At 70.9% G+C, this 23,939-nt stretch carries 27 protein-coding genes; 11 read left to right on the top strand and 16 right to left on the bottom strand.

Annotated elements, in window-relative coordinates:
- Positions 1-88: 88 nt before the first annotated feature.
- A complete protein-coding gene (locus Dac01nite_RS05395; RefSeq protein ID WP_203653988.1) occupies positions 89-283 on the top strand; it encodes a hypothetical protein in 195 nt (64 codons plus the stop codon).
- Between the two features lie 38 nt (positions 284-321).
- Positions 322-696 carry a hypothetical protein gene (locus Dac01nite_RS05390; protein ID WP_203653986.1) on the top strand — a complete coding sequence of 125 codons (375 nt, stop codon included), beginning with the start codon at positions 322-324 and terminating at the stop codon, positions 694-696.
- Between the two features lie 3 nt (positions 697-699).
- Here Dac01nite_RS05390 and pheT read toward each other — a convergent pair whose 3' ends face one another.
- Both pheT and pheS read right to left on the bottom strand, forming a co-directional pair.
- The gene (pheT, locus tag Dac01nite_RS05385; protein WP_203653984.1) at positions 700-3,321 is read right to left on the bottom strand and encodes a phenylalanine--tRNA ligase subunit beta; all 2,622 of its coding nucleotides are present in this window, start codon (positions 3,319-3,321) and stop codon (positions 700-702) included.
- Between the two features lie 2 nt (positions 3,322-3,323).
- On the bottom strand, positions 3,324-4,412 hold the full coding sequence (gene pheS / locus Dac01nite_RS05380; protein WP_203653983.1) for a phenylalanine--tRNA ligase subunit alpha: 1,089 nt from the start codon (positions 4,410-4,412) through the stop codon (positions 3,324-3,326).
- Positions 4,413-4,671: 259 nt separating this feature from the next.
- Between pheS and Dac01nite_RS05375 the strand changes: the two genes are divergently transcribed.
- A complete protein-coding gene (locus Dac01nite_RS05375) occupies positions 4,672-5,187 on the top strand; it encodes an SRPBCC family protein (protein WP_203653982.1) in 516 nt (171 codons plus the stop codon).
- 82 nt (positions 5,188-5,269) lie between these two features.
- On the opposite strand, the gene Dac01nite_RS05370 is transcribed toward Dac01nite_RS05375, so the two are convergent.
- The 6 genes from Dac01nite_RS05370 to infC form a co-directional block, all read right to left on the bottom strand.
- A complete protein-coding gene (locus Dac01nite_RS05370; protein WP_203653981.1) occupies positions 5,270-5,731 on the bottom strand; it encodes a hypothetical protein in 462 nt (153 codons plus the stop codon).
- Between the two features lie 79 nt (positions 5,732-5,810).
- Positions 5,811-7,385 carry a sensor domain-containing diguanylate cyclase gene (locus tag Dac01nite_RS05365; RefSeq protein WP_203653980.1) on the bottom strand — a complete coding sequence of 525 codons (1,575 nt, stop codon included), beginning with the start codon at positions 7,383-7,385 and terminating at the stop codon, positions 5,811-5,813.
- 94 nt (positions 7,386-7,479) lie between these two features.
- Positions 7,480-8,316, bottom strand: a complete 837-nt coding sequence (locus Dac01nite_RS05360) for a TrmH family RNA methyltransferase (protein ID WP_203653976.1) — start codon at positions 8,314-8,316, stop codon at positions 7,480-7,482.
- A gap of 9 nt (positions 8,317-8,325) precedes the next feature.
- A complete protein-coding gene (rplT, locus tag Dac01nite_RS05355) occupies positions 8,326-8,706 on the bottom strand; it encodes a 50S ribosomal protein L20 (protein ID WP_203653974.1) in 381 nt (126 codons plus the stop codon).
- 28 nt (positions 8,707-8,734) lie between these two features.
- Entirely contained in the window at positions 8,735-8,929 is a 195-nt protein-coding gene (rpmI, locus tag Dac01nite_RS05350; protein ID WP_062076403.1) for a 50S ribosomal protein L35, read from the bottom strand.
- A gap of 49 nt (positions 8,930-8,978) precedes the next feature.
- On the bottom strand, positions 8,979-9,638 hold the full coding sequence (gene infC / locus Dac01nite_RS05345) for a translation initiation factor IF-3 (RefSeq protein WP_239066533.1): 660 nt from the start codon (positions 9,636-9,638) through the stop codon (positions 8,979-8,981).
- 196 nt (positions 9,639-9,834) lie between these two features.
- On the opposite strand from infC, the gene Dac01nite_RS05340 reads away from it, so the two are divergent.
- From Dac01nite_RS05340 to Dac01nite_RS05320, 5 genes are all read left to right on the top strand, one after another.
- The gene (locus tag Dac01nite_RS05340) at positions 9,835-10,206 is read left to right on the top strand and encodes a DUF1844 domain-containing protein (protein WP_203653972.1); all 372 of its coding nucleotides are present in this window, start codon (positions 9,835-9,837) and stop codon (positions 10,204-10,206) included.
- Positions 10,207-11,088 (top strand): hypothetical protein, encoded by an 882-nt coding sequence (locus Dac01nite_RS05335; RefSeq protein WP_203653970.1) that lies wholly within the window; start codon positions 10,207-10,209, stop codon positions 11,086-11,088.
- Positions 11,085-11,828, top strand: a complete 744-nt coding sequence (locus tag Dac01nite_RS05330) for a S1 family peptidase (protein WP_203653968.1) — start codon at positions 11,085-11,087, stop codon at positions 11,826-11,828. The genes Dac01nite_RS05335 and Dac01nite_RS05330 overlap by 4 nt, the downstream gene beginning before the upstream one ends.
- 109 nt (positions 11,829-11,937) lie before the next feature.
- Positions 11,938-12,519: a hypothetical protein gene (locus Dac01nite_RS05325; RefSeq protein ID WP_203653966.1), complete on the top strand. Its 582-nt coding sequence runs from the start codon at positions 11,938-11,940 to the stop codon at positions 12,517-12,519.
- Positions 12,516-13,247, top strand: a complete 732-nt coding sequence (locus Dac01nite_RS05320) for a trypsin-like peptidase domain-containing protein (RefSeq protein WP_203653964.1) — start codon at positions 12,516-12,518, stop codon at positions 13,245-13,247. Before Dac01nite_RS05325 ends, Dac01nite_RS05320 begins: the two co-directional genes overlap by 4 nt.
- Positions 13,248-13,265: 18 nt before the next feature.
- Here Dac01nite_RS05320 and Dac01nite_RS05315 read toward each other — a convergent pair whose 3' ends face one another.
- A complete protein-coding gene (locus Dac01nite_RS05315) occupies positions 13,266-13,994 on the bottom strand; it encodes an SseB family protein (RefSeq protein WP_203653962.1) in 729 nt (242 codons plus the stop codon).
- A 203-nt stretch (positions 13,995-14,197) separates the two neighbouring features.
- Entirely contained in the window at positions 14,198-14,935 is a 738-nt protein-coding gene (priA, locus tag Dac01nite_RS05310) for a bifunctional 1-(5-phosphoribosyl)-5-((5-phosphoribosylamino)methylideneamino)imidazole-4-carboxamide isomerase/phosphoribosylanthranilate isomerase PriA (RefSeq protein ID WP_203653960.1), read from the bottom strand.
- A gap of 107 nt (positions 14,936-15,042) precedes the next feature.
- Here priA and Dac01nite_RS05305 point away from each other — a divergent pair, with 107 nt between their 5' ends.
- Entirely contained in the window at positions 15,043-15,426 is a 384-nt protein-coding gene (locus Dac01nite_RS05305; protein WP_203653958.1) for an ArsR/SmtB family transcription factor, read from the top strand.
- Positions 15,426-16,151: a cation efflux transmembrane domain-containing protein gene (locus tag Dac01nite_RS05300; protein ID WP_203653957.1), complete on the top strand. Its 726-nt coding sequence runs from the start codon at positions 15,426-15,428 to the stop codon at positions 16,149-16,151. The genes Dac01nite_RS05305 and Dac01nite_RS05300 overlap by 1 nt, the downstream gene beginning before the upstream one ends.
- 226 nt (positions 16,152-16,377) lie before the next feature.
- On the opposite strand, the gene hisH is transcribed toward Dac01nite_RS05300, so the two are convergent.
- From hisH to Dac01nite_RS05280, 4 genes are all read right to left on the bottom strand, one after another.
- Entirely contained in the window at positions 16,378-17,037 is a 660-nt protein-coding gene (gene hisH / locus Dac01nite_RS05295) for an imidazole glycerol phosphate synthase subunit HisH (protein ID WP_203653947.1), read from the bottom strand.
- Positions 17,038-17,105: 68 nt separating this feature from the next.
- On the bottom strand, positions 17,106-17,693 hold the full coding sequence (locus Dac01nite_RS05290; protein ID WP_203653945.1) for a hypothetical protein: 588 nt from the start codon (positions 17,691-17,693) through the stop codon (positions 17,106-17,108).
- Positions 17,690-18,289, bottom strand: a complete 600-nt coding sequence (gene hisB, locus Dac01nite_RS05285) for an imidazoleglycerol-phosphate dehydratase HisB (RefSeq protein WP_203653943.1) — start codon at positions 18,287-18,289, stop codon at positions 17,690-17,692. Before hisB ends, Dac01nite_RS05290 begins: the two co-directional genes overlap by 4 nt.
- Positions 18,286-19,380, bottom strand: a complete 1,095-nt coding sequence (locus tag Dac01nite_RS05280; RefSeq protein WP_203653941.1) for a histidinol-phosphate transaminase — start codon at positions 19,378-19,380, stop codon at positions 18,286-18,288. Before Dac01nite_RS05280 ends, hisB begins: the two co-directional genes overlap by 4 nt.
- 78 nt (positions 19,381-19,458) lie before the next feature.
- Here Dac01nite_RS05280 and Dac01nite_RS05275 point away from each other — a divergent pair, with 78 nt between their 5' ends.
- Positions 19,459-21,657, top strand: coding sequence for a RecQ family ATP-dependent DNA helicase (locus tag Dac01nite_RS05275; protein WP_203653939.1), 2,199 nt, complete (start codon positions 19,459-19,461; stop codon positions 21,655-21,657).
- Between the two features lie 27 nt (positions 21,658-21,684).
- Here Dac01nite_RS05275 and hisD read toward each other — a convergent pair whose 3' ends face one another.
- Both hisD and Dac01nite_RS05265 read right to left on the bottom strand, forming a co-directional pair.
- Entirely contained in the window at positions 21,685-22,989 is a 1,305-nt protein-coding gene (gene hisD, locus Dac01nite_RS05270; RefSeq protein WP_203653937.1) for a histidinol dehydrogenase, read from the bottom strand.
- Positions 22,990-23,029: 40 nt separating this feature from the next.
- Entirely contained in the window at positions 23,030-23,890 is an 861-nt protein-coding gene (locus Dac01nite_RS05265) for an NAD(P)H-binding protein (RefSeq protein WP_203653935.1), read from the bottom strand.
- Positions 23,891-23,939: the final 49 nt, after the last annotated feature.

The following is a 23,939-nucleotide window of genomic DNA, read 5'->3' as shown; positions in this document are numbered from 1 at the left end:
GCATCCAACTCCAGCCGCCAAGGCCGAGGCCGACCTCAGAGCCGAAACACTCAACGTGAGGACGAGTGACGCGGGCTACACTCCGAACATGAAGTCCAGCGCCACGCAGGGCGTCCTTGAGCTGCACATGCTCGAGCAACTCGATGGTGAGAACGTGCTGGCACGCCACGACATTCAGGTCCTCCGCGATGGCCGCAGTGGTCGCTTCGAAAGGTACAGCACATACAGGACCGCGCCTGCCACTCAGTCCTCCGAGGACGCGTTGAGGCATGTCTTCCCGTGAACAGCGGCGCCGAGAGGCGAGACGCGGACCAACTCTCCGTGTTGATCGACCGTGCGTACGCAGACGATATTGACGACGCAGTCGCGCAGGAGCTCCTCGCCTCCGATAACGTGCAGGTCGCCATGGCGCTTGCCGCGAATGAGCACCTGAGCGCTGCCGCCCTCAAGCAGGTCGCGCGGACTTACCCCAGGCTCACTGACCTCGCGTCGACGAACCCGAGCGCCCCGCCCACCCTTAAGGACAGGCTCCCGCTAGGCGCGCACTCCGGGTTCTCTCTTGAGCGGTATCTGGATGACGTGGGCGCGACGCGGGAGCAACGCACCCGTCTGTTCGAGGCTGTCGATCGTGCGCCGGCGGGGGCCGGTCCTCTGCTCGGCGACTTCTGGGCTGGATTGACGAGTCAGGAGACCTGACGCCTACCGCAGCACCGCCGCGAACTCCTGCTCCGCCGCCCCGATGATGGCCTCGCGCACCGCGAGCACCTCGTCAGCGGACAAGGTGTGATCCGAAGCGCGCATCACGACGTTCACGGCCAGCGACTTCTTACCCTCGCCCACCTGCTCGCCCTGGTAGACGTCGAACACCCGCGCATCCTGCACAACCTCGCCGCCAGCGGAGCGCACCGCGCGCACCAGGTCGCCCGCGGCCACGTCATCGGCGACGACGAACGCGAAGTCCTCCTTCGCCAGCACCTGCTGCGACACCGGCACGGCCTCCTGGATGCGGCCCTCCGTCGAGATGATCATCGGATCCAGCACCACCTCGAAGGCCACGGACCGGGCCGGCAGACCCAGCGTCTCGCACACCTTGGGGTGCAGCTCTCCCGCGTGGCCCACGAAGTGGCCGGACTCCAGCCAGTACGTCGCTCCACGGCCCGGGTGCCACGGCATACGCGCACCCTGCGTCACCACCACATCGGCCCCAGCGGCGGCGACCACGCGCTCCACGGCCGCGAGCGCATCGGCCCATCCCCATGCCGTGGCGTGGCCGTTCCAGCCCGCGCGCACGCGGTTGCCCGCCATGATGCCGGCCACACGGCGCGGCTGGCCCGGCAGGGCCTCGTTGAGAGCCTCGACCTCCTCCGGACGGATGCCGCCGTCGGTGTTGTCCACCGTGGGCAGCTGGCCAATGTGCTTGGACTGGTACGCACGTCCCAGCTCATAGACCGCGACATCCTGCTCGCCGCGGCCCAGGTTGACCTTCACCGCATCCACCAGCGTCGCGAGCATCGTGGTGCGCATCAGCGGCTGCTCCGCGCTCAGCGGGTTCGCCAGGCGCACCACGTCGCGGCGCGGGTCCTCCATGGGGATGCCCAGCTCGTCCAGGCGCTCCTCGGAGATGAACGGGTACGTCAGCACCTCCGTGAGACCGGACTCGGCCAGCGTGCGCGCCACCGCGCGGCGCACCCGCTGGCTGTGCGTGAGACCGCGCCCCGGGGGCGCGACCGGCAGCACCGAGGGGAGGTCGTCGTAGCCCTGCAGGCGCGCGACCTCCTCAACCAGGTTGATGGCCTCCTCGAGGTCCGGGCGCCACGTGGGCGGCGTCACCAGGAGCGACTCGGCGTCGCGGTCCACGACGCAGCCCACCGTCTCGAGCGCCGCCACCACAGCATCGGCGCTGTACTCGACGCCCACGATGGTGCTCGGATACGAGACGTCCATCGCGATCTGCGCGGGCGCCACGGTGTTGTCGAGGTCGAGCCAGACCTCGTCCAGCTGTCCCCCGCCGTGCTCCTGCATGAGCCGCAGGGCGCGCTCGATCGCCACCGGCGCCAGGGCCGTGTCCACGCCACGCTCGTAGCGGCGCGAGGCCTCGGAGCCCAGCTTGTGACGGCGTGCGGTGCGCGCGATGGTGATGGGGTCCCAGTGGGCGGCCTCCAGCAGGATGTCCGTGGTCGATGCGGACACCTCCGTGGCCGCACCTCCCATGACGCCGCCGAGGCCAATGGGCCGGAAGCCCTCGCCGCCGGCGCTGTCGCACACCAGCAGGTCCTCCGGATCCAGCGTGCGCACCACATCGTCCAGCGTCTCGAGCTGCTCGCCCTTGACCGCGCGGCGAACCACGATGGGCTCCACCACCTTGTCCAGGTCATACGCGTGCAGCGGGTGACCGGTCTCGAGCATCACGTAGTTGGTGACGTCGACCGCCAGCGAGATGGGGCGCATGCCGGACTGCTCCAGGCGTCGCTTCATCCACGCGGGGCTGGGCGCGGCTGGGTTGAAGCCGCGCAGGACTCGCGCCGCGAAGCGGTCGCAGCCCACGCGCCCGCGCACAGGCGCCTGGTCCGCGATCTCCACCGCGAAGGCATCGGAGCCGAACCCGTCGGCCACGCGCGTGCCCGTCACCTCGATGGCGGCAGGGTCACGGAACGGCTGGCCGGTGGCGTGGCTGTACTCGCGGGCGACGCCGCGCACGGAGAAGCTGTAGCCGCGGTCCGGGGTGACGTTGATCTCGAGCGTCTGCTCGTCCAACCCCAGCAGGCCCAGCGCCGATGCGCCAGGCACCAGAGCATCGGCCGTCACCAGTCCCGGGAAGGTCTCCACGGACTGACCGGAGGGCGAGGAGAGCACGATGATGCCATCGTGGTCATCGCCCAGCCCCAGCTCCTTGGACGAGCAGATCATGCCGTCCGACCAGTGACCGTACGTCTTGCGCCCACCGATGGGGAACGGCCCGGGCAGCACGCCGCCGGGCAGGATGCACACCACCCAGTCGCCCTCCACGAAGTTGTGCGCGCCGCACACGATGCCCTTGGACGCGGGGTACTCGTCCTTGTTGTCAGGCTTGTGGCCGGGTCCTGCGGGGTCATTGTGCTCCCCCACGTCCACGCGGCAGTAGTTGATGGTCTTGCCGTTGGAGGCCTCTTCCTTGACCAACGAGAGCACGCGGCCCACCACGAGCGGTCCCGTGATGCCACCGCCCTCGATGCCCTCCTCCTCGAGCCCCACCTTCGCGAGCGCGGCGGCGACGTCCTCGGCACTGTGTCCGGGGACCAGGTCCACGGACTCCTCGAGCCACTTCAGCGGAATCTTGGGCATGACTAGATCTCCATCCCGAACTGCTGGGAGAAGTGCACGTCTCCCTCGACCATGTCACGCATGTCCTTGACGCCGTGACGGAACATGAGCGTGCGCTCGATGCCCATGCCGAACGCGAACGCGGTGTACTTCTCCGGGTCGATGCCCGCGGCGCGCAGCACGTTGGGGTGCGTCATGCCGCAGCCGCCCCACTCGATCCAGCCCGTGCCGGAGCAGGTGCGACACGCGGGGTCGCCGCCGTCGCACACGAAGCAACGGAGATCCATCTCCGCGGAGGGCTCGGTGAACGGGAAGAAGCTGGGGCGCAGGCGCGTCACCGCATCGGGCCCGAACAGGCTGCGCGCGAACGCGTCCAGCGTGCCCTTGAGGTGGGCCATGGTGAGGCCCTTGTCCACGGCCAGGCCCTCGATCTGGTGGAACACCGGCGTGTGGGTCGCGTCCAGCTCATCGGTGCGGAACGTCTTGCCCGGGCACACCACGTAGATGCCGCGACCCTCATTCTCGAGGGCGTCGCGGCGCTCCAGCGCGGCGCGCACCTGCACCGGCGAGGTGTGGGTGCGCAGCAGCAGGCCGGCCTCCGGCGGGTCGATGAAGAACGTGTCCTGCATCTCGCGCGCCGGGTGGTCGGGATCGAAGTTGAGGGCGTCGAAGTTAAACCACTCCGCCTCCATCTCCGGGCCCTCGGCCACCTCCCAGCCCATCGCGACGAACGTGTCGCACATGCGCTCCTGCATGGTCTCCAGCGGGTGGCGTGCGCCCTTCAGCTCGCGGCTCACCGGCAGGGTGACATCCACGGTCTCCTCGACCAGCACGCGCGCGTCACGCTCGGCCTCGAGCTGGGCCTGGCGGCCGGCGATGGCCTCGTTGACCCTCGCGCGAGCCTTGCCCATGTTCTTGCCGGCGGTGGCCTTGTCGGCGGGCTCGAGCCCGCCGATCTGCCGGTTCGCGAGGCTCAGCGGCGCTTTGTCGCCGGTGTGGGCCAGCCGCGCCTCCTTGAGCTCGTCCAAGGTGGTGGCAGCCGCGATGGCAGCGAGCGCATCGTCGATGGCCGCGTCGACGCCTGCGGCGTCGAGGGGTGACAGGTCAGTCATGAGTGCCAATCCAGGGGTGGGGTGTCCGTCGGGAAGTCTACCGGCGCGAGTGCAGGCGGCCGATGCGGTGGTGCGGCTCGCGCGTCAAGGCCCAGGGGTTCTCCCTGGGCCTAGATAAACAGCGAAGGTGCGGCCTGCGTGGCCCACTCCCGGCGCACGTCAGCGCGGCGGGCCGTGATGGCGGTGCGCGCGCTGGTGCTCATGGGCTCCACTGTAACGTGGGCGCGCACGGGCCAGGAAGCCGGGTTAGCGTGGATGCATGATCGAAGTCGGCAGCGTCATCCACACGTCCACCGCCCCTCCCGAGGCGTTCTTCGAGCGATGGGCGGATCTCCCCACCCACCCCGAATGGGCGTCGAGCATGGACTGGTTCGACGTCGACACGCCCGTGCAGCTGGGTTCGAGCGGCACGTCGAAGTCGAAGACCGGTGAGCCTGCGTCCTTCCGCGTCACGGCCTTCGACCCACCCCACGTCTACGCGGACACCACCGAGCTCGACGGCGCCGAGCTCACCGTGCATCACGAGGCCCGCGCCTTCGCCAACGGCACCAGGGTAGAGCTGCGCGCCTGGCTGGAGGGCCCGCGAGCGCGCGACTACGAGATGGAGATGCGCGCGGTCCTGGAGCGCGCGCTGCCCGCGGACCTCACCGCGCTGGTCGCGCTCGTCGAGGGACGCCAGAGCGGCGACGGAGAGGCTGAGTCGCTCGACCCCAACCGCGCGGGTCCGGACGCGCATCGGCCGCCCGTGCTCGAGGAGCCGGAGCCGAACCCCTGACGGTCTGGACATGAGCTGCCTACTCGGGCAGTCGTGTCCGCGAACCGTGGACATCAGTTGCCTACTGTGAGGGGTGGGGCGCTCAGCCGCCCATGTTCGCGAGCACGAACAGGATCACGCCGCCCGCGATGGTGTTGACGATGGGGATCGCGATGCGCGCCACACGCGGCAGCAGCGGGTTCTTGACGGCCAGCACGTTCATGAAGAACAGGAGCACCGCCAGCACCGCGCCCAGGAATCCGAAGACCACCAGGATCAGCGGCAGGAACATCAGCGCCTTCTCCACGGTGGACGCGTGCCCGCCCATGCGGTGCACCTCGCGGCCATCCATGACGAGCGTCTGGAAGCCCGACAGGATCCCGCGCACCTCGAGCTTCGAGGTGTCGCCCTTGCGCATGGGGATGGCCCAGCCGCCCTTGCGGCGCTTCACGGGCTCGCCGTCGATCAGCACGCTGTAGAAGATGCCGTCCGCACCCTTGAGCGCGACGGTGCCGCGTGCCCCAGGAATGTCCAGCGGCACGGTGGTGGTGGGTGTGTCAGCCATCTCGAAGCCCTCTCAGTTCTCGCGGAAGGCTAGCACCGCGCACGCTTCCGGCAGGTTTCGGCCCGGCGGATGCGCCCCTTCAGCTGGCGTAGACGCGCCCCTTGACCGCCTGCTTGCCCTCGATGAGAGCCGCGTCCGCACGCGCGACGAGCCCGTCGAGGCGGTCGCCCCACTGCGCGACCGCGAAGCCCGCGGTGACGCCCACGGCCTCCCCGCCGTCGACGCGCGCGTGCAGGTCATGCTCGATCTCGTCGCGCAGGCGCGACACGATCGCGTGCGCGTCACCGCCGGGACTCAGCACCTGCACCACGACGAACTCGTCGCCGCCCGTGCGCGCGGCGATGTCGCTCGCCCTGATGTTGGCGCGCAGCGACAGTGCCACCGTCTCGAGCGCGAGATCGCCGGTCTCGTGTCCGTAGGTGTCGTTCAGGCGCTTGAAGTTGTCGAGGTCCACCACCACCGCGATGACCATGTCGCCGCGCGCGATCGCCCGCTCCACAAGCGGCGTGCCACGGCGCAGGTACTCGTGTCGGTTGGCCAGCCCCGTGAGCTGATCCGTGGCCGCACGCTGGCGCAGCGAGCGCAGCGGGCGCCACACGCGCAGCGCCAGCAGGATCGCGACGATGGTGATCAGCACGGAGAACGCCGTGATCACCACCACCGTCCCCGTCAGGTTCGACAGGCCCTGCGAGAGCTGGCTCGCGTCCGCGTTGAGGTGCAGCACCCAGTCCAGGTCCGCGGCGGGCTCGAGCGTGCGCTCCAGCACGATCGTGAGGCCGTCCTCCGAGATGTAGTCCTGGCCCGGCTCCAGCGGCGGTGGAGCCATCTGCAGGTCCAGGTCCTCCGCCCGTGCAGGCTTGCCGTAGCGGGCGGAGATCTCCTCCACCTCGCGCAGCTGACCCGACGGCACCGCGATGATCACTCCACCGCGGGACAGCACGTAGGCGTCCGCGCCCTCGCCGAGCGGAAGATCGTCGAGCACCTGACCGAGAGACACCAGTTCGAGATCCGCTCCCGCCACTGCGATCAGGCCCTCGCCGCCGCGTGCGGCGCGCGCGGCGGACACCAGAGTCTCGTCGGAGCCGAACTGCAGGTACGGGTCCGTCCAGGAAACGTCCGAACCGCCGACGCCTGCCTTGTACCACGGCCGTGCCCGGGGGTCGTACTCGGACTCGATGGTCTGCTCGCCCAGCATCGTGAACTGCGAGTCGTAGTCCCCGCTCGAGGTCAGCTGGCCTGGCGGACCGCTGCGCTGCTGGACGTCGAAGCCGCTGCCGTCACGGCGCACCACCAGGAAGGACCCGTCCGCCCACCCCACGTACAGGGAGCGCACCGTGGGCTCGCGCTCGAGTCGCAGATACATCGCCGTCGCGAGCCGGTCCATCGAGATGTCCTGCTCACGCTCGATCTGCACCGCGGTGCCCTCGGTGACGTCGCTGGCTGATTCGACGTAGCGAGCCACGCGCTCGGCGGTCAGGTCGCCCACGTACCCGTACGTGTCGATCGCGGCCGCATCGGCCTGACGGGTCACCGCGAGCACGCCTGCGATGGTGGTCACGATCTGGAGGATCAGGATGGTGATCACCATCGCGGCAGCGATGAGGAAGCCGCGCGAGCGGCTCAGCCTGCGCAGCCTCTGCGGAGGCGAGGACATGGTTCGAGATTACGGTCGTACCAGGGACGCTTGCGACATCGAGGGCGTGATCTTCGTCACCCGCGCCGGAGCGGTCACACGCCGGTGCGGCGGCTCAGGCGCGCTGGGCGCGCGCCGAGGCGTACAGGCACACGGAGGCGGCAGTCGCGAGGTTGAGGCTCTCCGCGCGGCCATAGATGGGGATGCGCACCACGAGGTCCGCGAGAGCCAGCTCGTCCGCCGTGAGTCCCCAGGCCTCGTTGCCGAACACCCACGCCGTGGGCACGGCGATGTCCTCGTCAGCGGCGCCCTCCCCGCCCAGCTCGGCGTCGCCGCTGCCATCCGCCGCGAGCACCGTGATGCCGGCGTCGTGCAGCGCCGCCACCGCATCCGCCAGCGGCGCGCGCACGATGGGCAGGTGGAACAGCGAGCCGGCCGTGGAGCGCACCACCTTAGGGTTGGTGATGTCCACGCTCTCGCCGGCGAGGATCACCGCCTGGGCTCCCGCCGCATCGGCCGCCCGGATGACGGTGCCGGCGTTGCCGGGGTCGCGCACGTTGCTGAGCACAGCCACCAGGCGCGGCTGCTGCGCGAGCACGTCGTCGAGCGAGTCGCCGGAGGTCTGGACGACGGCGACGATGCCCTGGGCATCCGAGCTGATCGCCTGCACCACGGCATCCGTGGCGAGGTGCACCCACAGCTCTGCCGCCAGAGCATCAGCGACCACATCGCGGTGCCTGGCCAGCGCATCGGCCGTGACATAGATGTCGCGCACGCGGGCGGGCGCGCACGCGACCGCCTCGCGCACGCCCTGCGGACCCTCGACCAGGAACTGCCCGGCCCGGGAACGCGCAGAACGCCCCGCCAGCTGAGCGACCTTCTTGATGCGCTCCGCTCGAGGATTCTCGAACGTGAGCGTGAGGTCGTCGGGGCTGGCGGGGCGTCCTGTCATGCCTGAGACTTACGCGGCGGGCGCGTTGACGTCCTCAGGGAGCGCCTTCTTGGCGGTCTCCACGAGGGCGGCGAAGGCCGGCGCGTCGTTCACCGCGAGCTCGGCGAGCATGCGGCGGTCCATCTCGATCTCAGCGGCCTTGAGGCCCTGGATGAAACGGTTGTAGGTCATGCCGTTGGCGCGAGCCGCGGCGTTGATGCGCTGGATCCACAGCTTGCGGAACTCGCCCTTGCGCTTGCGACGGTCGTTGTAGCTGTAGACCATCGAGTGGGTGACCTGCTCCTTCGCCTTGCGGTAAAGGCGCGAGCGCTGGCCACGGTAGCCGTGGGCCCGCTCGAGGGTGCTGCGGCGCTTCTTCTGGGCGTTGACTGCCCGCTTGACGCGTGCCATATCTGTTACTCCTTGCGTTCTCGGGCGGTTACTTGCCCAGCAGCTTCTTGATCTTCTTCGAGTCGGCGTCCGACAGGATCGCGTCCTGCGCCACGCGGCGCTTGCGCGAGGACGTCTTCTCCTCGAACTTGTGCACGTTCATCGCGTGCGCGTGCTTCACCTTGCCGGTGCCGGTGAGCTTGAAGCGCTTCTTGGCGCCCGAGTGGGTCTTGTTCTTCGGCATGACTGCCCTTCCTTGCGTTCTGCGCGCCCCGTGCGGGACGTGCGGGTCGTTACTCGGACTCGTCGCCCGACGTCTTCTTGGCGGCCTTGGCGGCTGCACGCTCCGCGCGCTCGGCCTTGTCGGCCGCCTTGCGCTCGTCGCGGACCTTGCGCTGCTCCTCCATGGCCTCGGCCTTCTTCTTGAGCGGCCCCAGCACGAGGGACATGTTGCGCCCCTCCTGCGACGGCATGTTCTCCACGACGCTCAGGTCCTGGAGCTCATCGGCCAGCTTCAGCAGCAGGCGGCGCCCCATCTCGGGACGGGACTGCTCGCGACCGCGGAACATGATCGTGACCTTGACCTTGTCGCCGCCCTTGAGGAAGCGGACGATGTGGCCCTTCTTGGTCTCGTAGTCGTGCTCGTCGATCTTGAGACGGAAGCGCATCTCCTTGATCTCGGTGTTCGCCTGGTTGCGCCGAGCCTCGCGAGCCTTCACCGCCGCCTCATACTTGAACTTGCCGTAGTCCATGAGCTTGACGACCGGGGGACGCGAGTTGGGCGCGACCTCGACGAGGTCGAGATCCGCCTCCTGCGCGAGCCGGGTGGCGTCCTCGATGCGGACGATTCCCACCTGCTCACCGTTGGGTCCGACCAGGCGGACCTCGGGGACGCGGATGCGCTCATTGATGCGGGGCTCGTTGATGGGTGGCTCCAATTCGTCGTCTGTCAATGCCTCCGGGCAAGGAAAAAGCCCCTGCTCGAGCACGAGCAGAGGCCACCGGGTCCACGACGCCACGCCGCGCCTGGGGCGCGACGACTGTCGCAACCGAACCCTGGCCCATTGCTTTGGCCCTAGGGTGGGAGGTGGTCTCCACTTGCGCGCCGGAGAGCGATCCCCGGCCGGTCAGTCATCAAGGATAACACGAATGAGCGAGAACTCACCTGGAACGAGCGCCGATGCGCTCTCCGACGCGTCCGCACGCGCAGCCAGGGACATGGCGGACGTCACTGCCGTGGAACTTATCACGACGGTAGGCGTTCATCTCATGAGTGCCGCTGCGCTCAGGTGCGGGCTGGCCGAGGATGGCGAGGCCCACGAGGACCTCGACGAGGCTCGCAAGCTGATCGAGGCCCTCGCGGGACTGGTCACGGCGTCCGCACCTGATCTGGGCGACACTCACGCACGAGCGCTGCGCGACGGACTGCGAAGCGTACAGTTGGCGTTCCGGGAGGCCTCGGCCATCCCGGACGCACCCGGTCAGGGACCCGGGGAGAAGTACACGGGGGCAGTCACCTAGATGAACCGCGACACGGACGCTGTCGACGAGCGCACCACCAGCGACCTCGTCTCAGACGACGTGTCCACGGAGCCCGATACCCCCGCCCCTACCGAGGACGAGGCGAGCGCCCCCGCCGCCGCGAGCCCCGCATCGGCCGCCACCGCCTCCTCGCCGAGCATCTCCGCCCTCAGCGCCGCCGATCTCGACGACGGCACCCCCGAATCCGACGCGGACCCGGAGTCGGATGCCTCGGATTCCGACGAGGCCGACGAGCCCGGCACCGTGGTGGCTCCGGTCCCCGCCGCCGTCGCCCCGGACGGCCGCCCCCACCGCCGCCGTAAGACGGACCCGCCGCTGCCCGCCCAGGACCACGAGCCCGCTCGCCGGGGCAGGCGTGCCGGATGGATCGTCACGACCGTGCTGCTGCTCCTGCTGCTCACGGGCTCCGTGCTCCTCAACTGGCATCTGTGGACCACCACCGACGAGTGGCAGGCGCGAGCCGACGCGCTCACCGACGTTAACTACGACCTGGGCGAGCGGCTCTCGCGCGAGGAGCAGACCACGATGCAGCTCGGCTCCGAGATCGACCTGCTCACCCAGCAGCTCGCCACGTCGAACCAGCGCGTGATCGACCTGGGAGCGAGCAAGGCCTCCGCAGAGGACGCGAGCGAGTACGCCAGCCAGCAGATCGATCAGCTCACCACCTCGCTGACGAACGCGAGCGCCGTCGCGAACGCGCTGCACCGCTGCGTCGACGGCCAGCAGCAGCTGGTGACCTACCTCGAGAACCCGGACAACTACGAGCCCGAGGAGCTCGCGGACTACGCGCAGAGCGTCCGGCAGCTGTGCGCCGCCGCGGAGAGCAGCAACGAGCAGCTGCGCGAGGCGCTCTCAGAATGAGGCGCCGCGTCATCACCGCGGCGGTCGCGGCAGCCGTCGCGCTCGCCGGCTGCGCGACCGTCCCCGCAGGGCCTGCACCCATGCCCTCGGACTGGGTCCCCACGCCCACCGCCACGCCCGTCGCGCAGACCGTGGGTCTGTCCCCCGACGGCTTCACGGCAGCGCAGCGCATGACCGTGCGCGTGCGCAACGTGGGCTGCGGGTTCGTCAAGACGGGCACCGGCTTCGCTCTCGACGCGTTCACGCTCGTCACCAATCGGCACGTGATCAACGACTCCGCCGACATCCAGATCTCGACGCACGACGGCCGCGTGATCGAGGCCACCGCCGCGACCACCACCACGGTCGCGGACATCGCGATCATCAAGACCACCGAGCCGCTGGGCGGGGCGTACGCCATCCGCTCGCAGGAGGACCCCCTCGAAGGCGACGTCATCACCGTGGTGGGCTACCCGGGCGGCGGCCGGCTCACCACCGTCAGCGGCGTGGTGCTGGGCCCCACCAAGGACCCGCTCGAGAGCGCCGTCGACCAGGTGCTCGCCACGACCGCCATCGTGGAGCCCGGCTCCTCCGGCTCCCCCGTGCTCAACGACGCCGGTGAGGTGGTGGGCGTGGTCTACGCGAAGAACGACGTGAACCAGAGCTTCATCGTGCCCGTGTCGATGCTCAACACGCTGCTCGCCCAGCCCTCGCTGCTGGTGCCCGAGCCCATCGACTGCGCGGCCGCACCGTCCGCCTGAGCGCACTCTCGGGCTGAGCGATGCACCCCACGCGTGCCGGGGTTCGCCTCCTGTCCGCACCCGCGGCTAAGGTGACGGTCATCGGTCGCCGAGCTGAGGAGGACGCGCCGTGAGCCAGGACCACTACACCTCTCCCGTGCCGCCGCCCCCGGCGGGTGCGCCCGGCGGGGTGCCACCCGTCGCATCGGCCGTACCGCCGGCGCCGGCCACCCGCAAGCGCAGCGGGGGCCGCCTCACAGCGCTGATCCTCGGCTGGACCGCGCTGACCGCCGGCGTGCTGACGCTGGCCGGTCTCAGCGCCTACCTGTGGCTCACCCACGAGCAGTGGGTGGACCAGAACGACGCGCTGCGTGCCGAGGCGCTCGAGATGGGCGAGAGCCTGGCCGTCGCGCGCTCCGACGCGGAGGCAGCGGAGCAGTCGCTCGATGAGGTCTCGGCTCAGCTGACCGAGGCGAAGTCGACCATCTCGGAGTTCGCCAACACGGACGCGAACGCCAGCGACGACCTGGTCTACGCCGAGGACCTGATCGAGCGCATGATCGTGTGCATCGACGAGCAGGCGGACCTTGCGGACCACCTGCGGGAGTCCTGGCGCTACACGACCGAGAGCCTCCGGGCGGTGGAGGCGAACATCGACGAGTACTGCTCCACTCTCGAGGAGGCCTGGGAAGAGTACGAGGCCGAGAGGTGAGGCGTACCCCTCTGGCCGTGGCGCTGGCCACAGGGACGCTCGCGATCGCGGGCTGCGCACCTCTTCCGACGGCGCCGCAGGAGCTGCCCGCGACGTTCATCCCAGAGGTCGAGGCTCCCTCGCCATGGCCCGAGATGCCCGTGGGCGAGGACGGCTTCACCGTGGTCGAGCGGGTGGCCGTGCGCGTGTCCGCGGTGACATGCGACTCCTACCAGACCGGTTCCGCGTGGGTGCTCGACGAGAACACCGTGGTGACCAATCGCCATGTGGTGGAGGACGCCGTCGAGATCGAGCTCACCAGCTATGACGGCCGCCACTACACCGGGACCTCCTCCGTGCTGGATGCCACCGCGGATCTCGCGCTGGTGACCATCGACGGCACCTTCCCCGAGGCGGCCACCATCGCGCAGGATCCCGCCGAGCAGGGCGAGCAGCTCTACGTGGTCGGGTACCCGGAGGGCGACATCCTCACCACCACGCCGGCGACGTTCCAGGGCCAGGCGCCGGAGACGCTCGGCGAGGGACAGGACGACATCGACGTGCTGTGGGCGGAGATCAAGCAGGGCAACTCGGGATCGCCCCTGGCGGACGTCAACGGCGAGGTCGTGGGCGTCATCTACGCGGGCAACGACGGCGGAGGCGCGTCCTCGGTGACCCACGAGTCGCTCATGGACTTCCTCACGGACGAGTCGACGCACGAGCCCAACGAGGCCGCCTGCTCGTGGTGACGGGCCTGCCGTCCGGTGCTACGGCGCGGTCGCGAGCCTGAGCTCGAGCGTGTCCACGCGCTGAGCGACCACGTCGGAGTGCGCGAGCTCGCGCTGCACGCGCTCCAGCACCGCATCCAGCTCGGGCTGCGTCAGGCCCGGCGACAGGCTCAGCACGATCGCGACCTCCGCACCACGCCCCGGGGCCGCCTCGACTCGCCGCAGCGCCTCATCCACGGTCACGGCGGAGGCGACCGCCTCCCTCACCTCATCCGAGACGGTCCCATCGATGACCGCAGGCCGCCAGTCCTCACCCTGACCCACCGCCCACACCGCTGGGCGCGGGATCAGCACGGTCTCCATGCCGGGGTTGATGACCAGGCTCGACCAGCCCTCCGCGATCGCGGCGAGCGCAGCCCGCGGCCCCTCCGCCGGGATGGGACGGGCCTGCGCATTCCACGCCTTCATCGCGTCCACATCTGTGAACACGGGCAGCGCCGCGCGGCCGTCCGGCATCTGGACGGCCACCACGCCGGTGGTCGCGACCTCGTCCTTCTCGACGCCGTGCTCGCCCATGACGCGCTTGTCGCCACTGGCCAGCACCGGGATCAGCACGCGCGCGTAGGCGAGCGCGTCGACCACGTCGCTCAGCGTCGTCTTCGCGTGCGAGAAGCGGATGAGGGCCTGGGCGAGGCGCGCGTCCGCACTGCCGTCGTCGTCCGCGAAGATCGACTCCGGGATGTCCTTGGCAGGCTCGCCGTCGCTCATGGCTTCGATGCTACGGGCTCCCGGTGACGCTGGCGCCCAGGTGTGACGCACGCCGCGCTCCCGGTGCCCTGACGCGCGCGAACCGCTCACCACACGGCTGTGTCTCGTGAGACGGGAGGGACGCGAGTGCAGGCGCACGCGTCCCAGTGGCACCGCCCGTCACAGGTGTGTGGTGGACGGCCGGCGCGGGACGCAGGTGCCCGCTACGGGCGGCCGGCCACGTCCAGTGCCTGCGGCAGGGTGAAGTTGCCGTTGTACAGCGCCTTGCCCACGATCGCGCCCTCGACGCCGCGGTCCGTGATCGCCCGCAGCGCGGCGATGTCCTCGAGGCTCGAGATGCCGCCGCTGGCCACGACGGGCGCATCGGTGGCCTCGCAGACCTCCTGCAGCAGTCCCACGTTGGGGCCGGACAGCATGCCATCCTTCTTGACGTCGGTGACGACGTAGCGCGAGCAGCCCTCGCGGTCCAGGCGGGCGAGCACCTCCCACAGGTCGCCGCCATCGCGGGTCCAGCCGCGTCCGGCCAGCGTGGTGCCGCGCACGTCCAGTCCCACGGCTACGCGGTCGCCGTGCTTGGCGATCGCGGCGGCGGTCCACTCGGGGTTCTCGAGCGCCGCCGTGCCGATGTTGACGCGAGCGCAGCCGGTCGCGAGCGCGCGCTCCAGCGACTCGTCGTCGCGAATGCCGCCGCTCATCTCGACCTTGATGTCGACGGACTTCACCACACGCTCGAGCAGCTCCGCGTTGGACCCGCGTCCGAACGCTGCGTCGAGGTCCACGAGGTGGATCCACTCGGCGCCGCCGTCCACCCAGTCCTGGGCGGCGGACAGCGGGTCGCCGTAGCCGGTCTCGGTGCCGGCCTCGCCCTGGGTGAGGCGGACGGCCTGGCCGTCAGCGACGTCGACGGCGGGGAGGAGCTCGAGGCGGCGGGTGTCGGTCATGGTCTCGCTTTCATGGGATACGGCCGATGCGGGCACCAGGCTACCGTCCCGGGCGACTCCCGCAGGGCGCTCGACAGTACAGCGAATCCTGTACTACCGTGGCTGTCATGAGCATCGCTGTGGACACCCGCGTCTCCCTCGGCGCCGAGCCTCGCGACCACATCGCCTGCGCCGCTCCGGCACACACCCGCGCGGTGGCGCACGTGGGACACGCGCTCTCGGTCCCCACGCGCGCCGCGATCGTGCTCGCCCTGCGCCACGGGAGCCACTGCCCGGCGGACCTGGCCGCCGAGCTGGGCGTGAGCCGCCAGTCGATGTCGAACCACCTGTCCTGCCTGCGCGGCTGCGGCCTCGTGGTCGCCGAGCGGCGTGGGCGCCACATGCACTACTCGCTCGCGGACCCGGCCCTGGCACAGGCCCTGGGCGCGATGCTGGCGCTCACGTACGCGCTGGACCCGTCCTGCTGCGACGGCGACGGGTGCACGTGCTGATGAGCGCATCGGCCCTCACCACCGACCGCGCCGCTACGCTGCGTCGCCGCATCCGCTGGATCGTCGCCGGGACCATCGCGTACAACGTCGCGGAGGCGATCATCGCGCTCAGCGCGGGCGCCGTCGCGGGCTCGAGCGCGCTCATCGGCTTCGGGCTGGACTCGGTGGTGGAGGTCGCGTCCGCCGCGTTCGTGGCGTGGCAGTTCGCGGCGCCGGATCCCCGCACCCGGGAGCGCCTCACTCTGCGCCTCATCGCGGTCGCGTTCTTCGCGCTCGCGCTCGTGGTGACGGCCGATGCGGTGCGCGCCCTGGTCGCCGCGGACCCGCCCGCGCACTCCCCCGTGGGCATCGCTCTCGCCGCGGCGTCGCTCGCGATCATGCCGTCCATCGCCTGGTTCGAGCGACGCACGGGCCGCGAGCTCGGTTCCGCGACGGCGATCGCCGACTCCCGTCAGCTGGTCCTGTGCTCGTACCTGTCCGCCGCGCTGCTGGTGGGACTGCTGCTGAACTCGCTGCTGGGTTGGTGGTGGGCGGATCCGCTCGCCGCGATCGTGATCGCCGGCTTCGCGGTGCGCGAGGGGCGCGAGGCGTGGAGCGGCGACGGGTGCGCCACCACGTCCGGCGCCCTGCTGCATGGCTCCGAGGTGGAGTGCGAGGACGACTGCTGCGCACCCGACGGCTCGGCGACCGGCCCCGCGAACCTTCCCACCCCACCGCTCTCCTAGGCAACTCATGCCTACGATTGCGGCTTCGCAGGGCTCCCCGAGGCCAGTGATGGCCACGGACGCGGCACCGCCGCGGCCGACGAACTCGATCTCTGCGAGCCCCGCTCGTCGTGCCTGACGCAGCCGTGATTCGTGACCCTCACGTGCCTCGGACGCCCGCAATCGCGTCCACCCTCGACATGAGTTGCCTACAAGGGCGGAAGGCGCAGGCGGGCGCGGGCCGCCGTCAGGACAACGTCGCCACCCAGTTGCGCAGCAGCTGCAGCCCCGCCTCGCCGGACTTCTCCGGGTGGAACTGCGTCGCGCTGAGCGGGCCGTTCTCGACAGCCGCGACGAACCGGTCCGAGGCATCGGCCGTGCCTGCCTCCGACCACGTCACCAGCGGTGCACGGAAGCGCCCAGTGTCCTCCGTGGTGCCCAGCGGGAACTGCCGCGCACCGTACGAGTGGACGAAGTAGAACCGCTCGTCCTGGAGCCCGTCGAACAGCACGGACTGCGCGGGAACGTCGACCTGCGCCCAGCCCATGTTGGGCACCACGGGCGCCTGGAGCTTCTCGACGGTGCCGGGCCAGTGGTCCAGGCCCTCGGACTCGACGCCGTGCTCGACGCCGCGCTCGAACATCACCTGCATGCCCACGCAGATCCCCAGCACGGGACGCCCGCCGGACAGCCGACGGCCGATGACCTGCTCGCCACGCACGCCCTTGAGCCCCGTCATCACGGCCTCGAAGGCACCCACTCCCGGGACGATCAGGCCGTCCGCGTTCTCCGCGATCGCGCGGTCATCCGTGAGCACCACGCGGGCTCCCACATGCTCGACGGCACGCACCGCGGAGCGGACGTTGCCGAAGCCGTAGTCGAGGACGCAGACGAGGGGGGAGGTCACCGGTCAAGTCTAACGAGCGTGGGGAGACGGCCGATGCGCGGGCGGGCGGGCCGCGGAGGCGCGCCTGCTCAGGAGGCGGAGCCGCCGGGATCCGGGTCCGAGTCGCGCTTGTTGGCCTCCATGGCCTTGTACCTCTTCTTGGCCTCCTTGGAGGCCTTGCGCAGCTCGCGGAACGCGGACACGCGACTCATGCGCGCCTCGAACACCTTCCCCGGATGGGTGGCGGCGATCTCATCGATGGTCTGCGTGCCGGCCATGAGCGTCGTGATGACGCCGGGCGCCTGGTCGAGCGCGAGGCCCGGGGGCAGCTTGTCGCCCTTGGCGCCGCCCTGCCAGCGGTGGATGGTGATCTGACCGGCCCGCCGCTCCATCGCGAGGATGGGCTGCGTCTTCACGAACGCGCTGATCACCTCGCCCGCGGTGTCGACGGCACCGGCGGTGGTGTCGTCGAGCACCGCGAAGGCGCCCGCCGACGTCTCGATCGCCTGTCCCTTCACGCCGTTGAGCGCGCACACCGCCGCCAGCACGCGTCCGTTCTGGATGGGCGTGAACAGCGCGACCGTGTCCTGCTCGACATGCCGACCGGACTCGCCCATCGGCGTAGCGTCCGCCAGGCCGGACAGATCGTCCGGAACGTCGAAGTCCTCGTCGCTCACAGCGCGCCCTTGGTCGACGGGATCCCCTTCACCCGCGCATCGGCCGTCACGGCGGCGCGCAGCGCTCGCGCGAGCGCCTTGAACTGTGCCTCGACGATGTGGTGGGGGTCGCGCCCGGCGAGCACGCGCATGTGCACGCAGATGCCGGCGTGGTGCGCGATCGACTCGAGCGCGTGTCCGGTGAGCGAGCCCGCGAAGTTGCCGCCGATGAGGTGGGTGGCCTGACCCACCGGCTCGCCCACGTGGACGAAGTAGGGACGCCCGGAGACGTCCACGACGCACTGCGCGAGCGCCTCGTCCAGCGGCACCATGGCGTCGCCGAAGCGGGAGATGCCGGCCTTGTCGCCCAGGGCCTGCTTGAGGGCCTCGCCGATGCAGATCGCGACGTCCTCGACGGTGTGGTGGCTGTCGATGTGCACGTCGCCGGTGGCCTTGACCGTGAGGTCCATGAGCGAGTGCTTGCCCAGCGCGGTGAGCATGTGGTCGTAGAACGGCACGCCTGTGTCGATCTCGGTGGTGCCGGATCCGTCGAGGTCGAGCTCGACCAGGACCTGGGACTCGCTCGTGGCGCGTTCGATGCGACCCGTGCGGCTCATGCGGTGACCTCCAGTAGCGCGCTGCGGAACAGCGCCATCTCCTGCGGCGTGCCGATCGACACGCGCAGCCATCCCTCGGGGCCCGTCACACGGATCAGCACGCCGTGCGCCAGCAGCCCCTCGAATACCCTCTCACGGTCCTCGAACGGACCGAACAGCGCGAAGTTCGCGTCCGTGTCCGCGACCGTGTAGCCCTGCTCGCGCAGCCAGGCGACGGTCTCGTCGCGCTCGGCGCGGATCTCGTCCACCTGCGCCTGCAGCGCGCGGTGGTGCGCCAGCGCGGCGCGCGCGACCGCCTGTGTGACGGCGCTCAGGTGGTACGGCAGGCGCACCACGCGCAGCGCGTCGATCACCGGCTCGTGAGCGACCAGGTAGCCCAGGCGTCCGCCTGCCAGCGCGAAGGCCTTGGACATGGTGCGGCTGACGGCGAGGTTCTGGTGCTCGGGGATGATGGTCGCGGCGCTCGGCACGCCTGAGCGGCGGAACTCCGCGTAGGCCTCGTCGATCACCACCACGCAGCCGCCCTCGACGTCATCCGCGGCGCTCAGCAGCGCGCGCACCTCGTCGAGCGTCAGCGCGGTCCCGGTGGGGTTGTTGGGGCTCGCGACGATCACCAGGCTGGGCTGCTGCTCGCGGATCGCGGCCTGCGCGGCGTCCAGGTCCAGATGGAAGTCCTCACGGCGCGGCAGCGTCACGTACTCCGTGATGGTGTCGCGCGCGTACTCGGGGTACATCGAGTAGGTGGGCGCGAAGCTCATCATGGTCCGGCCCGGGCCGCCGAACGCCTGGTGCAGGTGCAGCATCACCTCGTTGGAGCCGTTCGCGGCCCAGATGTTGCGCACCTCGACGAAGTCGACGTGGCTCTCGACCTCGAGGTAGTGCGCGAGGTCCGCTCGCAGCGCCGTGAAGTCGCGGTCCGGGTAGCGGTTGAGACCCTCTGCGGCCTTGCGCACGGCCTGAGCGATCGCGTCCACCACGGCTGGCGGCGGGGCGTAGGGGTTCTCGTTCACGTTCAGGCGCGCGGTCACCTCGAGCTGGGGGGCGCCATAGGGCTCCAGCCCGATCAGATCGGGGCGCAGGGGCAGCGTCATGGCTGGAAGTCTAGTGGCGGCGATCGACGGCCGATGCGGCGGTCGAGCGATGTCACCGGCGCCACCTACGGTGGACGCATGACCACGGAAGCGACCACCGCATCGGCCGTCCTGCGCGAGGAGGGCGAGGCCGCCCTGCGAGCCCTCGTGGGACGGGACGATGCGCGCCTGCGCGACGATCAGTGGCGCGCCATCGAGGCGCTGGTCGCCCGCCACGCGCGCGCTCTGGTGGTGCAGCGCACCGGCTGGGGCAAGTCTGCGGTGTACTTCGTGGCGACGTCGCTGCTGCGGGCGCGCGGGGCGGGGCCCACGATCATCGTCTCTCCCCTGCTGGCGCTCATGCGCGACCAGATCGCGGCGGCCTCGCGCGCCGGCATCCGTGCCGCGACGGTGAACTCCGCGAACGTCACCGAGTGGGACGACGTCCATGCGGCGATCGCGCGCGGGGAGATCGACGTGCTGCTGTGCTCGCCGGAGCGGCTCAACAATCCGCAGTTCCGTGACGAGGTGCTGCCGCGGCTGGCGGCCGATGCGGGGCTGGTGGTGATCGACGAGGCGCACTGCATCTCGGACTGGGGACACGACTTCCGGCCGGACTACCGGCGCATCCGCACGCTGCTGGCCGAGCTCCCCGATGGCATCCCGGTGCTCGCCACCACGGCCACGGCGAACTCTCGCGTGACCGACGACGTGGCCGAGCAGCTGGGGGTGCGCGGAGCGGACATGGCGGCGCGCGAGGACGTGCTGGTGCTGCGCGGGGCGCTCGACCGCGAGTCGCTGCATCTGGGCGTGGTGCGCCTGCCGGATCCCGCGACGCGCGTGGCGTGGCTCGCGGCCGCGCTGCACGAGATCGACGGCTCGGGGATCGTGTACTGCCTCACCGTGTCCGCCGCGGAGGAGGTCGCGTCGCAGCTGCGCGCCGCCGGGCACGCCGTGGGCGCCTACACGGGCCGCACTGACCCCACGGAGCGCGAGCAGCTCGAGGAGGATCTCAAGACCAACGCCGTGAAGGCGCTGGTGGCGACCTCCGCCCTGGGCATGGGGTTCGACAAGCCGGACCTGGCCTTCGTGATCCATGTGGGCGCGCCGTCCTCCCCCATCGCGTACTACCAGCAGGTGGGACGCGCGGGCCGTGGCGTGGACCGGGCGCTCGTGGTGCTCCTGCCGGGCGCGGAGGACCGCGCGATCTGGGAGTGGTTCGGCTCGCAGGCCTTCCCGCCAGAGGACCAGGTCCGCACGGCGCTGGGCGCGCTCGGGACCGCCTCGCCCACGTCGCTGGCCGCGCTCGAGACCCAGGTGGACCTGCGTCGCGGGCGCCTCGAGTCGATGCTCAAGGTGCTCGACGTGGACGGAGCCGTCACGCGCGTGAAGGGCGGCTGGCTCGCGACCGGCGTCTCGTGGGAGTACGACGCCGAGCGCTACGCCCGCGTCGCCGCCGCGCGCGAGGCGGAGCAGCGCACCATGCTCGAGTACGAGGCGCTCGACGGCTGCCGCATGGCGTTCCTCCGGCGCGTGCTGGACGATCCGGACCTGGAGGACGACTGGACGTGCGGCCGCTGCGACGGCTGCGGCGGCGTCGACCTCCCGGCCCTGCCGGACGGCGACGCGGTGACGGCCGCGCGCGAGGGCCTGGACCGCGTGGGCGTGGAGATCGTCCCGCGCCGGCAGTGGCCCAGCGGGATGGACGCGATGGGCGTGGACCTGCGCGGGCGCATCCCCGCCGACGAGCAGGCTGAGCCGGGCCGCGCGATCGCCCGGCTGGACGGACTGGGGTGGTCCGGGGCGCTGCGCGACCTGTTCGAGGGACGCGACGAGGACGGCCGGCCGGTGGACGGCGAGACGCCGCAGGCGCTGCGCGGCGCGGCCGTGCGGACGCTCGAGGACTGGGATGCCCTGTGGCGAGGTGCGGGCGACAGTCGAGGGCCTGCCGTGAGCGCCGTGGTGGCCTTGCGATCCGTGACCCGCCCCCAGCTGATGGACCACCTGGGGCCGGGACTGGGCCGCTACCTGCAGGTGCCGTTCCTGGGCACGCTCGGTCCGGTCTCCACTCGCCAGGACCCGGACCGCCACGACGTCAACTCCGCTCAGCGGCTCGCGTCCGTGAACCGCCGCCTCACCCTCGAGCTCGACGACGCGGCGCTCGACGCGATGCGGGCGCGCGCGATCCTGCTGGTGGACGACTCCACGGACTCCGGGTGGACGCTCACCGTCGCCGCACGGCTGCTGCGGCGTGCCGGCGCGTCCGCGGTCTACCCGTTCGTGCTGGGCGTCCGCTGACGCCCGCGGCGCGGCACCGCCGCGCCGTCAGTCCTGCAGGCGCGCGGCGATCGCCTCGCCGTGTGCCGGAAGGTCCTCGGCATTCGCCAAGGCGATGACCTTGTGCCCCACCTCGGCCAGCGCATCGGCCGTGTAGTGGATCGTGGACACGGCCTTGAGGAAGCTGTGCGCGCCCAGTCCGGACGCGAAGCGCGCCGTGCCGCCCGTGGGCAGCACGTGGTTCGAGCCCGCGAGGTAGTCGCCCAGCGGCACCGGGGTGTGCGGGCCCACGAAGATCGCGCCAGCGCTGCGGATGCGCGCCGCCACGTCCGCGGCGTCGCGGGTGTGGATCTCGAGGTGCTCGGCGCCATACGCATCGGCCACCGCGACGGACTGGTCGATGTCCTCGGTCAGGATCACCGCGCTCTGGCGACCCGTGAGCGCCTCCTTGGTGCGAGCCAGGTGCTTGGTCTCGTCCATGCGCGCCGCGAGCGCGAGCTCGACCGCATCGGCCAGGGCCTCGGAGTCCGTGATGAGCACGGATCCCGCCATGGGATCGTGCTCGGCCTGCGAGAGCAGGTCCGCGGCGACGTAGCCCGCGTCGGCGGAGTCGTCCGCGATGATCGCGATCTCCGTGGGTCCGGCCTCCGAGTCGATGCCCACCACTCCGTTGACGGCGCGCTTGGCAGCAGCGACGTAGACGTTGCCTGGACCCGTGATGACGTCGACGGGATCGCACAGATCGTCGACGCCGTACGCCAGCATGCCCACCGCCTGCGCGCCGCCCACGGCATAGACCTCATCGACGCCCAGCAGTGCACAGGCCGCGAGGATGGTCGGGTGGGGCTCGCCGCCGAACTCCTTCTGCGGCGGCGTGGCGACCGCGATGGACTCGACGCCAGCGGCCTGTGCGGCCACGACGTTCATGACCACGGAGCTGGGGTACACCGCGAGGCCGCCGGGCACGTACAGGCCCACGCGGCCCACGGGGATCCACCGCTGCGACACCGTAGCCCCGGGCGCCACCTGCACGGACACCGGCGGCGGCACGGTGGCGTCGTGGAAGGTGCGCACCCGCGCGATCGCCTCGCGCAGCGCGTCGAGCACGGCCTCATCCTGGGTCTCGAGCGCCGCCTCGATGCGCGCGGCGGGCACGCGCAGGTGCTCCGGGACCACGCCGTCGAAGCGCTCGCCGAACTCGCGCAGAGCATCGGCCCCGCGCTCGCGCACGGCAGCCAGGATGGGCTCGACCGTCGCGAGGGCATGAGACACGTCCACGTCCGCACGCGGGACCACGCCCAGCAGCTCGCGCGCGGTCAGGTGGCGGTCACGGAGGTCGATTCGGCTCAGCACGCATTCGAGTCTAGTGGCGCGTGCGGTGTGGCCCGTGGGGTCACGCGAGGGCGGCGCGCAGCCCATCCTCCAGCGGGGTGGTGCGGCGTCCGATGAGGCGAGGGAGGTCATCGCCGGGGGCATCGAGCTCCCCTGCCCGCACAGCCTGGTCGATCGCCACCGTCATCTCCGCCCACGGCTGAGGAACGCCGTTGCCGATGAGCGCCTCGAGGTGCTCCGCGGCGTCCACCTGACGCAGGTGCACGGGACGGCCGGCGATGCGGCCCACCGCGTCCGCGAAGTCGTGCATGGTCCAGGCGTCGTCACCCGCGAGCTCGTACCGCTGGCCTTCGTGTCCAGGGCTCACCAGCACCTCGGCGGCTGCGGCAGCGAAGTCCGCGCGGGTGGCCGATGCGGTGCGACCCATGCCGGCACTCGTGAGCACCTCGCCGGTCGCGAAGGCCTGACGCGCCTGCTCCACGTAGTTCTCCGTGTAGAAGCCGTTGCGCAGCATGACCCACGGCACGCCCGCCTGCTCCAGCAGCCGCTCGGTGCCCTGGTGCTCGGGAAGCACAGGGTTGACGGTCGCGTCGCTGGCCCTCAGCACGGACGTGTAGGCGATCAGCTGCGCGCCCGCTGCGACGGCAGCGTCGATCGCGTTGCCGTGCTGGGCGATGCGACGGCCGAACTCCGAGCCGGAGATCACCAGCACCTTATGGGCGCCCTCGAACGCGGTGCGCAGGCTGGGCGGGTTGTCGTAGTTGCCCTGGCGGATGCTGACGCCTGCGGCGGCGATGTGGTCCAGCTTGGACGGATCGCGCACCACCGCCACGATCTGGCTGGGCCGCACGCCGCGCTCCAGCAGCGCATCGATGACCAGTGGCCCCAGGTTTCCCGAGGCCGCGGTGATGGCGATGGTCATGCGCGGCTCCTTCGACGTTCCGTCCCGGACAACCGCACGACGCTCGCGG

It is taken from the genome of Demequina activiva, assembly GCF_016862815.1.
GTDB lineage: Bacteria > Actinomycetota > Actinomycetes > Actinomycetales > Demequinaceae > Demequina > Demequina activiva.
Note: the sequence above shows the minus strand (reverse complement) of the source record. Positions and strands in the feature narration are given on the sequence as shown.

Bases quoted from the DNA above. Each gene is read 5' to 3' on its own strand.
- Dac01nite_RS05335 (WP_203653970.1), top strand. From the start codon at position 10,207: ATGAACCGCGACACGGACGCTGTCGACGAGCGCACCACCAGCGACCTC.
- Dac01nite_RS05330 (WP_203653968.1), top strand. From the start codon at position 11,085: ATGAGGCGCCGCGTCATCACCGCGGCGGTCGCGGCAGCCGTCGCGCTC.
- rpmI (WP_062076403.1), bottom strand. From the start codon at position 8,929: ATGCCGAAGAACAAGACCCACTCGGGCGCCAAGAAGCGCTTCAAGCTC.
- pheS (WP_203653983.1), bottom strand. From the start codon at position 4,412: ATGACTGACCTGTCACCCCTCGACGCCGCAGGCGTCGACGCGGCCATC.
- Dac01nite_RS05340 (WP_203653972.1), top strand. From the start codon at position 9,835: ATGAGCGAGAACTCACCTGGAACGAGCGCCGATGCGCTCTCCGACGCG.
- priA (WP_203653960.1), bottom strand. From the start codon at position 14,935: ATGACCGACACCCGCCGCCTCGAGCTCCTCCCCGCCGTCGACGTCGCT.
- pheT (WP_203653984.1), bottom strand. From the start codon at position 3,321: ATGCCCAAGATTCCGCTGAAGTGGCTCGAGGAGTCCGTGGACCTGGTC.
- Dac01nite_RS05305 (WP_203653958.1), top strand. From the start codon at position 15,043: ATGAGCATCGCTGTGGACACCCGCGTCTCCCTCGGCGCCGAGCCTCGC.
- Dac01nite_RS05365 (WP_203653980.1), bottom strand. From the start codon at position 7,385: ATGTCCTCGCCTCCGCAGAGGCTGCGCAGGCTGAGCCGCTCGCGCGGC.
- Dac01nite_RS05300 (WP_203653957.1), top strand. From the start codon at position 15,426: ATGAGCGCATCGGCCCTCACCACCGACCGCGCCGCTACGCTGCGTCGC.
- rplT (WP_203653974.1), bottom strand. From the start codon at position 8,706: ATGGCACGCGTCAAGCGGGCAGTCAACGCCCAGAAGAAGCGCCGCAGC.
- Dac01nite_RS05370 (WP_203653981.1), bottom strand. From the start codon at position 5,731: ATGGCTGACACACCCACCACCACCGTGCCGCTGGACATTCCTGGGGCA.
- Dac01nite_RS05360 (WP_203653976.1), bottom strand. From the start codon at position 8,316: ATGACAGGACGCCCCGCCAGCCCCGACGACCTCACGCTCACGTTCGAG.
- Dac01nite_RS05275 (WP_203653939.1), top strand. From the start codon at position 19,459: ATGACCACGGAAGCGACCACCGCATCGGCCGTCCTGCGCGAGGAGGGC.
- hisB (WP_203653943.1), bottom strand. From the start codon at position 18,289: ATGAGCCGCACGGGTCGCATCGAACGCGCCACGAGCGAGTCCCAGGTC.
- Dac01nite_RS05315 (WP_203653962.1), bottom strand. From the start codon at position 13,994: ATGAGCGACGGCGAGCCTGCCAAGGACATCCCGGAGTCGATCTTCGCG.
- Dac01nite_RS05375 (WP_203653982.1), top strand. From the start codon at position 4,672: ATGATCGAAGTCGGCAGCGTCATCCACACGTCCACCGCCCCTCCCGAG.
- Dac01nite_RS05395 (WP_203653988.1), top strand. From the start codon at position 89: ATGAAGTCCAGCGCCACGCAGGGCGTCCTTGAGCTGCACATGCTCGAG.
- Dac01nite_RS05280 (WP_203653941.1), bottom strand. From the start codon at position 19,380: ATGACGCTGCCCCTGCGCCCCGATCTGATCGGGCTGGAGCCCTATGGC.
- Dac01nite_RS05265 (WP_203653935.1), bottom strand. From the start codon at position 23,890: ATGACCATCGCCATCACCGCGGCCTCGGGAAACCTGGGGCCACTGGTC.